This is a genomic window from Psychromonas sp. SA13A (genome assembly GCF_011378715.1).
Classification (GTDB): Bacteria; Pseudomonadota; Gammaproteobacteria; order Enterobacterales; family Psychromonadaceae; genus Psychromonas.
Genome location: NZ_WTKU01000023.1, coordinates 61415 through 69223 on the forward strand (window position 1 = coordinate 61415; position 7809 = coordinate 69223).

The 7809-nt window shown below is 36.6% G+C and carries 7 protein-coding genes; 5 read left to right on the plus strand and 2 right to left on the minus strand.

The features are described from left to right. Nucleotides 1–15 precede the first annotated feature (15 nt). The 3 genes from GQR44_RS16615 (at nucleotide 16) to GQR44_RS16625 (ending at nucleotide 4370) form a co-directional block, all read left to right on the plus strand. Nucleotides 16–1830, plus strand: coding sequence for an ABC transporter transmembrane domain-containing protein (locus GQR44_RS16615; RefSeq protein ID WP_166372814.1), 1815 nt, complete (start codon nucleotides 16–18; stop codon nucleotides 1828–1830). A gap of 650 nt (nucleotides 1831–2480) precedes the next feature. Next, nucleotides 2481–3245: a hypothetical protein gene (locus GQR44_RS16620; protein WP_240923707.1), complete on the plus strand. Its 765-nt coding sequence runs from the start codon at nucleotides 2481–2483 to the stop codon at nucleotides 3243–3245. Between the two features lie 261 nt (nucleotides 3246–3506). Further along, nucleotides 3507–4370 carry a hypothetical protein gene (locus GQR44_RS16625; protein WP_166372816.1) on the plus strand — a complete coding sequence of 288 codons (864 nt, stop codon included), beginning with the start codon at nucleotides 3507–3509 and terminating at the stop codon, nucleotides 4368–4370. 169 nt (nucleotides 4371–4539) lie between these two features. Here GQR44_RS16625 and GQR44_RS16630 read toward each other — a convergent pair whose 3' ends face one another. Continuing rightward, complete coding sequence (locus tag GQR44_RS16630; RefSeq protein WP_166372817.1) at nucleotides 4540–4980, minus strand: PACE efflux transporter; 441 nt, start codon at nucleotides 4978–4980, stop codon at nucleotides 4540–4542. Between the two features lie 92 nt (nucleotides 4981–5072). On the opposite strand from GQR44_RS16630, the gene GQR44_RS16635 reads away from it, so the two are divergent. Next, on the plus strand, nucleotides 5073–5951 hold the full coding sequence (locus GQR44_RS16635) for a LysR family transcriptional regulator (RefSeq protein WP_166372818.1): 879 nt from the start codon (nucleotides 5073–5075) through the stop codon (nucleotides 5949–5951). 277 nt (nucleotides 5952–6228) lie between these two features. On the opposite strand, the gene GQR44_RS16640 is transcribed toward GQR44_RS16635, so the two are convergent. Further along, nucleotides 6229–6834: a short chain dehydrogenase gene (locus GQR44_RS16640; RefSeq protein ID WP_166371663.1), complete on the minus strand. Its 606-nt coding sequence runs from the start codon at nucleotides 6832–6834 to the stop codon at nucleotides 6229–6231. A gap of 140 nt (nucleotides 6835–6974) precedes the next feature. Between GQR44_RS16640 and GQR44_RS16645 the strand changes: the two genes are divergently transcribed. Continuing rightward, nucleotides 6975–7809 (plus strand): LysR family transcriptional regulator (locus GQR44_RS16645; RefSeq protein ID WP_166371664.1); only part of this gene is annotated, 835 nt, incomplete at its 3' end.

The window sequence follows — 7809 nt, forward strand, 5'->3', positions numbered from 1 at the left end:
CATATTGAGTATATTGTGAATAATACTTCAACCGAAGAGACCCATTTACAGAACAAGTCTAATCCAAAAGAAAAGCTTAAAGCCTTCAATAGCTTATTACCTATATTTTCCTTTATAAAACCTTATAAGTTAATGCTTTCATTGGCACTGCTTGCTTTATTAGTGACGGCCATTATTAATTTGTCTTTAGGGCAAGCAGTGAAATCTGTTATAGACAATGGGTTTATTGCAGGCTCAGAGCAACAGTTACAAGCAACTATTTTAGGCTTGGTTTTTCTGGTTGGTTTATTAGCGGTAGGGACGTTCAGTCGCTTTTATTTAATGTCATGGTTAGGTGAACGGGTGAGTGCCGATATTAGAAAGGCGGTTTTCAATCGCATTGTCACTTTACATCCCAGTTATTTTGAAGAAAATAGAAGTGGCGAACTAATGTCACGCTTAACCACTGACACTGCGTTATTACAATCCATTATCGGTTCTTCATTTTCCATGTCGTTACGCAGTTTATTTCTGTTGATTGGCGGATTGATCATGTTATTTGTCACCAACTTAAAATTGTCTTTAGTGGTTATTGTCGCCGTGCCTTTTATTTTAATACCGATGCTCGTTTACGGTCGAAAAGTGAGAGCCTTAGCTGAAACGTCACAGGGGGCAATTGCAGATATTGGTACCTATGCTGGCGAGATCATTCAAAACATTAAAGTGGTGCAGAGTTATACGCATGAAGCCAGAGAGCAAGTCGCTTTTGGTAATGAAGTTGAAAAAGCCTTTGTGGTCGCAAAACGTAGAGTGAAACAGCGTTCGTTTTTAATTGCCATTGTGATCTTTTTAACCTTCGCGGCTATCAGCAGTATGTTGTGGATTGGTGGCATGGATGTACTTTCAGGTAAAATGACAGGCGGTGAATTAGGCGCCTTTGTTTTTTACGCCATTATAGTTGCGACGTCGGTGGCCACCATCGCAGAGGTTTATGGTGAACTTCAACGTGCCGCGGGTTCAGCAACGCGCTTACTCGACTTATTAAAAGTAGAAAGTGATATAAAACAACCTAACCGAACTAGTGTGATGAAAGCACAATCATCATCAGCGATTACTTTTGAACAGGTCAATTTTTCTTATCCTTCTCGACCAGATATTGCCGCGCTACATGATATTAATTTAGTGATCCCAACAGGAAAAACAGTCGCGTTAGTAGGGCCTTCTGGCGCGGGGAAAACAACACTGTTTGAATTGTTACAACGATTTTATGACCCGCAACATGGTCAAATAAAGTTTAATGATACGGATATTACTCAACTGGCATTAACCGACTTACGTGATGCGATGGGAATGGTACCGCAACAGCCGATCTTATTTAGTTCTGACGTTTGGCATAATATACGTTACGGCAATCCACAAGCAACGGATGCGCAAGTCATCGAAGCCGCAAAACGCGTTCATGCTGATGAATTTATTAATGAGCTACCACAGGGTTACGCAAGTTTCTTAGGTGAGCAGGGCGTGCGGTTATCAGGCGGACAAAAACAACGTATTGCCTTAGCAAGAGCGATTTTAAAAGACCCTAATGTTTTATTATTAGATGAAGCCACCAGCGCGTTAGATGCACAGAGTGAAAGCCATGTGCAAGCGGCACTGAATGAGCTAATGGCCAATAGAACTACACTGATTATTGCGCATCGCTTATCTACCGTGATCGATGCAGACTTAATTGTGGTGATGGATAAAGGCAGAATTGTTGACACGGGCGATCATCACTCACTATTAACCAGTTCGACTTTATATAAGAGGTTATGTGACTTGCAGTTTGATAAAAGTAACTTGAATAAATAATGGGATTGGTGAAAGCTTTAAATGAGGAAGGGAGTTAACAATAAAATTGTGGTTCTTACTTTTCCATTCTCTATTTATTATCTGGGGTTAACCCCATTCCATCTAACCAGCCACAATAGTGTTGCAACGCTTTTTTATTATGTTCATAAAACCTCGGCTTTTTTAATAATTCAGCTATTAGCCGAACACATAGTGCAGGGTTATTACATTCAAAAGCGAATAATCGGCGATTATATTTTGTATTGTATATTAGGTCTGTTCATTGTATCAGAAGCATATTGGTCGCTGTTCTGTCGTTTCTAACTCGCAAAGGGGCACATTGCGAGATAGAAAAATTATCAGAATTTTTATAAGTTTGAGTGAATTTAAAAAGTCCGTATTTTTGTTGTTAATATGGAAATTTTCCATCTATCCACATAACTATTATTTGATTACTATCTTTAAAGCATTGTTTTTGTGTTCGAGTCGCGTATATTTTAACAAATTAAACTATTCCGTATTTCCGCTGTTAATACGGAATAATTCGGCTTAGTTACGCTGTTTGTTATGTTTAAAGGAGTATGCGACCAATTATGTTAATGGACATATCATTTACATGCCAATGTGGTAAACACAGAGAAGAAACCGTTCACGTATCAGAACCGAATTTCATGGCTGAAAAAAGCAAAGATAGTGGCAGTGAATCTTATGAAGAAGTCTGTTGTGAGTCATGCGGTGCAGATCACGAAATTACAGTAATCAATACGTTTGGAGGTGCCGATTGCTATGTCGACGATGGAGATACAGATGTAAATTTTGGGATGCCGTATTATCCTGAATCAGATTATGATCAAGATGACTTAGAATGGTTTATTGAAAGTAAAACGCAGATTGAAATTTTTCAAAATCAGATAAAAAGTGTAGAAAAGCTACTTGTAGTGGAAGTTGATGAGGAAACTTATTTCAGCTTATTAGTTATGCTTCATGCTCATGTTGTTGCTGCTATTGAATCATATTTAGCTTCAACCTTCATACATCAAGTAACAAATTCAGAAGAGTTAACCAGAAAACTTGTTGAGACGGACCCAAAGTTTTCAAACATGAAATTTACCTTAAAAGAAATTTTTGAAAAACAAGAAGGGCTTAAGCTTACAGTTGCAACTTACTTGAAAGACTTAATCTTTCACGATCTTAAAAAAGTAAAGCCGATGTACAAAGACGTTTTAGAGTGCGAGTTTGGAGATATAGCTTGGTTATTTCAAGCAGTTTCAATTCGACACCATTGTGTTCATCGCATTGGATTTGATAAAGAAGGTGAACGAGTAGATATATCAATAGATTCAATAAAAGAGTTAGTTGTTAAAGCGGTTGAGCTGACGTCCAAAATTGAAAGCGAAGTTAATGGCGATCCTGATTCGGATGATTCCCCGTTTTAAACATAACAAGTCAATTTCAACGGAACTAAAACAGTTGGTTAGGTTCCGCTTCGCTCCACATTATAACCAACTATTTTAGTCCGCTTAATGTGGGCGTTGAGGTTGTAGAATAACTCGTTTGTTACAAATTAGAGTAAATTGTTAGTTTTTAATACATTGTTTTAATTGATTATTAAATTTCAAAAATCGCTGTTTTTTTCCTAAAATGGAGAAATTCTAATCTCGTTATACGAGCACTCGAATATCTAGGTAAAAGTGTACATGGAAGAGTCAAAAACAATAAAAAGACTGAAGTCGGAATTAATCAAGGAACTACCTTTTTTCCCTAACACCAAAGATACTCTAACAGAACTTAAATCACAGGGGCTAAATAGAGTTTTAATTCACTATTTACATTGGAAAACACGAATTGTTCCTCCACGCGCCAGAAAAATTAAACTCTCCCCAGAGGTTACGGCAGATAAACGTTGGAAAGAATTAAAAGGAGGCATAAATAGTTTATTAGATAAGATTAGGGAAGGCGAAGATATATACCCTTACCATTCCCAAAAGGCGCATACATATGGATATACACCATCTCAAAGGATTAGAGACGGTGAGGTTGATTCTTGGGAAGATAAAGATCAAATACTAAATACAAAAGGTTTTCATCATTTTCATTTAAATATGAATGTGAAACATACTGATTTATCAGAAAGAACAAATGATGTGCTCTTTGCATTTGTATCAAGAACTGAGTTTCATGCAATTGGTATATTTAATCATGACGTTTTCGATTCGGCTAGTATTGATGGTAAAATGACTGAAGAAAGAGAAAGAATGTGGCACCTTCATGAGAAGTATACAACCATGGGCATGGAGCCGTGGACTACATATATGAGTAACCCAATAATGTCATCAGGTCACCCTACGTATATTATTCGAATGAGTGATGATTATGCTCAGTTAATTAGAGAGACTGATATTAAACTTAACGATAGATTATTTATAAATAGCTTATATGATCAGGGGAACCTACCTCATCCAAGCAAATATAATTTTGAATGGAAAATGGATAGTCTTGATTTAGGATTGCTAGATAAAAAAACTGGAGTCTACTTCATTATCAATGAAGGGCCTGTGTAATTTGTAAACTCGTATAACAAGTGACTAAAGTTGTTTATCTATCTCGCTTTGGGGGCGTTTGCGACTCAGCTTTCTAGGTCGGTTTGGGGCACGTTGCGAGTTAGGAATAATACTGATTTTTCTCTAAATCAGTAGCGAAGTACTTTCGATCGAGTAGAAATCTTAGCTTCTACTCGTATTTATTTGTTTTACTGTAATGAATAATATATGTAATCCGTACACGAATTAGGTCATAACACCAATTAAAAATGATAGCGTATATTAAGAAGAAAAGTACAAGGCCTATATCCATAATAAATACTGTCCAGAAATCTAACTGTAGCACCCACATCATAAGCGGAAGAGTGATAATCGTTAAGCCTAATTCAAAAATTAATCCATGGAATATTCGCATTTTAAATGAACGGTTAATACGCTCACTGCCAAATTTATGGTCAAAACCTAAGTTGTATATATAATTCCAACACATAGCAATTAATGACAAGCTAATTGCTAAACCTGTCGCTGAAGAAAATTCCACATCGGTAAATAATCTAGTAGCAGAAATCATAAAGCATAAAGCAATCACTTCAAATAAAATGCTGTGGATAATGCGTTCTCTCGTATTCATGTTTAATTTCATTTTTTGTTTTGTGGGTGTTGATGTGTATAGTAATCATTTATTATGAAGGAATGTAGTTAGTTACTATCAGGGAAAGTGATATGTATAATCTGGAACAATTGAGAATGTTTGTAGAAACTGAAAAATCAGGTTCATTTTCGGCATGCGCTCGCAAGTTGGGTAAAGTCCAGTCTGCTGTCAGCCAGGGAATAGGAAATCTTGAAATAGAGCTTAATACGACGTTATTTGATCGTACTAGTCGTAAACCTTCTTTAACCCCTCATGGGAAAAGATTATTGCCATTTGCTGAGTCCATCCTACAGCAAACTTATGAACTTGATTCCGTGAATGATTCATTAAATCTATCTCATGAAACTCAGATAAGAATTGCCGTCGATGATGCATTACTCCCTTTAATCACGGATCTGATGAATATCTTTGTAATGCACTTTCCTAGTACTTTATTAGATCTTTTAACCGTTTCAGCATCCGATGTATTAACAATGATTCATTCTGATCAAGCCGATTTAGGGTTAATGTTTTCGAATGGTGATTTTCCACAAGAAGTCGATTTATGTTATGTCGGCAGCTTACCTTTTAATGGTGTTGTAAATCCAAATCATCCATTGGCAAGCTTAGATAAAGTCACGGTTTCTGATTTGATGCCTTACCATCAATTATTGATTAAAGGACTTGATGGAAAAAGTTCAATGCACTCGGCTATGATATCTTCACATATATGGTGGGGAAGTTCATTTCATGCAATAAACACTATGGTGAAAGAAGGTTTAGGATGGAGTTACATACCTGCCTTTATCGCAGAAAAATATGAAAAGAATGGTGATATGGTACGTATGAACCTAAGTTTTGACCATAAGCCTTGGCCAGTTCAAGTTGAACGTGTCATGGCAAAACAAAAAACGATGGGGCCTGCATTAACATGGTGGGCTGATGCTGTCACTCATTTACTCGATAAGTAACACTTAATGAAAGTTTCTTGTTTGCCACTTTTTAAGCACCCAAGTCTAATGATTATGTAATCTAAATATTTTGGTAAACTGATATGGCTACTCTTGAGGGTATTGAGTAATAAACCATACCTTTTTAAGTCGCTTCGGGGCACAAACCGAGGCAGGAGTGTCTAACAAGTTCTCGTAAAACATACCCAAATATACCAATCCTCGATAACATAAAAAGCTGAGGATAACGTGATGATTTATAATAAAAAGCGACCCAAATGGATCGCTTTTAACTTATTTAAGCATCAACAACAATGACTTCACCATTAATGAAACCATCAACTGATCGCTCAAACGCTTTACCAACTAACTTCCCTGGTACGGGTTCAAAGCCAGGCATCATTTCTCCGTAGACATCCCATGCTTCAACTAACACAGTTGGATTGACTACATTGATACGTATATTTCTTGGCATTTCTAAAGAAACAATTTTAACGAAAGTATCGATTGCACCACTCGTTGTAGCATCTGCAATAGCGTAAGGGATAGGTTTTTTATTTAAAATACCACTAATTAAAGTAAATGAGCCTGCATCTGAGATGTATTCTTGTCCAATACGTACTAAGTTAATTTGGCCCATCATTTTACTCATCACGGTGGTCATCCATTGTGCCTCAGTCATCTCTGTGAAATTAGCATATTCACAAAAGCCAACAGTATTAACAACCGCGTCAAAAGCACCTACTTTTTCATAAAGCGCTCTAATTGATTGTTCATTCGTTATATCTACAATGTGGTCAACATCGCCAGAGCGACCTGCTGTAATCACATTATGATTGCCTAAACCAGTTAACGCGGCTTGACCCATTTTACCTAGTGCACCAATTAAAATTACTGTTTTCATTTTCTTCTCCGTTGATTTATTTTGATGGGATGATATTAAACAAAAAATTAAACAATTAAAAACAAACCTTTTTTGTTAGTGTTACAGGTATTAATGGTTAAGTGTTATCTTATAAATAACATAACAAGAGAGAGATAAATTTGAGTAAATTAGATAGATTAGATATTAAGCAGCTACGTGTGTTTCAAGCGATAATTCGTGAGCAAAGCGCATCGAAAGCAGCAGCTCAATTGGGGCTTACACAGCAAGCTGTGAGCGAGCACTTAAAAAAATTACGTGATGTTTTTGAAGATAGGTTGTTTCTTCGAAAAACCAGTGGATTTATTGCTACCCCCTTTGCACAAACGCTATCGTTTAGTGTTGATAAACTCCTTAATGATTTTAATGCTTTATTATCACCTACCCACTTTGACCCTAATACTGTAGAAGGGTCATTTGTTATTGCTGCAACCGATTATGCACAGCAAATAGTATTGCCTGCGTTGATTTCAATAATAAGGATACAAGCGCCTAATTTAAAATTGATAGTTAGAGATTTTGAAATTGATAAGCTCAATGAATTGATGGAAAGTGGCAACGTTAACTTAGCGATTGCCTTTCCGGATTATATTCCAGATAGTTATCCTATTTTAAAATTATTTGAAGAACACCATGTTTGTGTCGCTTCACAGGGCGCTTCTATTTTACAAAGTCAGCCCTCGTTAGCTGAGGTTGCTCAATATCCAAGCATTATCGCATCTCCTTCAAGGCCTAACTTTAAAGGCTCTATTGATGATTGGTTCAAAACATTTGGTTTTAAAAGAAATGTAGTGGTTTCTGCACCTTGTTTTTCAATAGTGCCAATGTACCTTGAAACAACGGACTCTATTGCTTTTTTGCCCTCGCGTGCAATTAAAGGATTGGATTTAATTGAAATAAAACTTGAAGAGTCTCCCGATAAATTCGATGTTATCGCTGCTTGGCATCCGCGCTACA

What these genes read in the sequence shown, in the direction of transcription:
- GQR44_RS16635 (WP_166372818.1), top strand. Translation starts at nt 5,073, where the DNA reads ATGTATAATCTGGAACAATTGAGAATGTTTGTAGAAACTGAAAAATCA.
- GQR44_RS16625 (WP_166372816.1), top strand. Translation starts at nt 3,507, where the DNA reads ATGGAAGAGTCAAAAACAATAAAAAGACTGAAGTCGGAATTAATCAAG.
- GQR44_RS16630 (WP_166372817.1), bottom strand. Translation starts at nt 4,980, where the DNA reads ATGAATACGAGAGAACGCATTATCCACAGCATTTTATTTGAAGTGATT.
- GQR44_RS16640 (WP_166371663.1), bottom strand. Translation starts at nt 6,834, where the DNA reads ATGAAAACAGTAATTTTAATTGGTGCACTAGGTAAAATGGGTCAAGCC.
- GQR44_RS16620 (WP_240923707.1), top strand. Translation starts at nt 2,481, where the DNA reads ATGGCTGAAAAAAGCAAAGATAGTGGCAGTGAATCTTATGAAGAAGTC.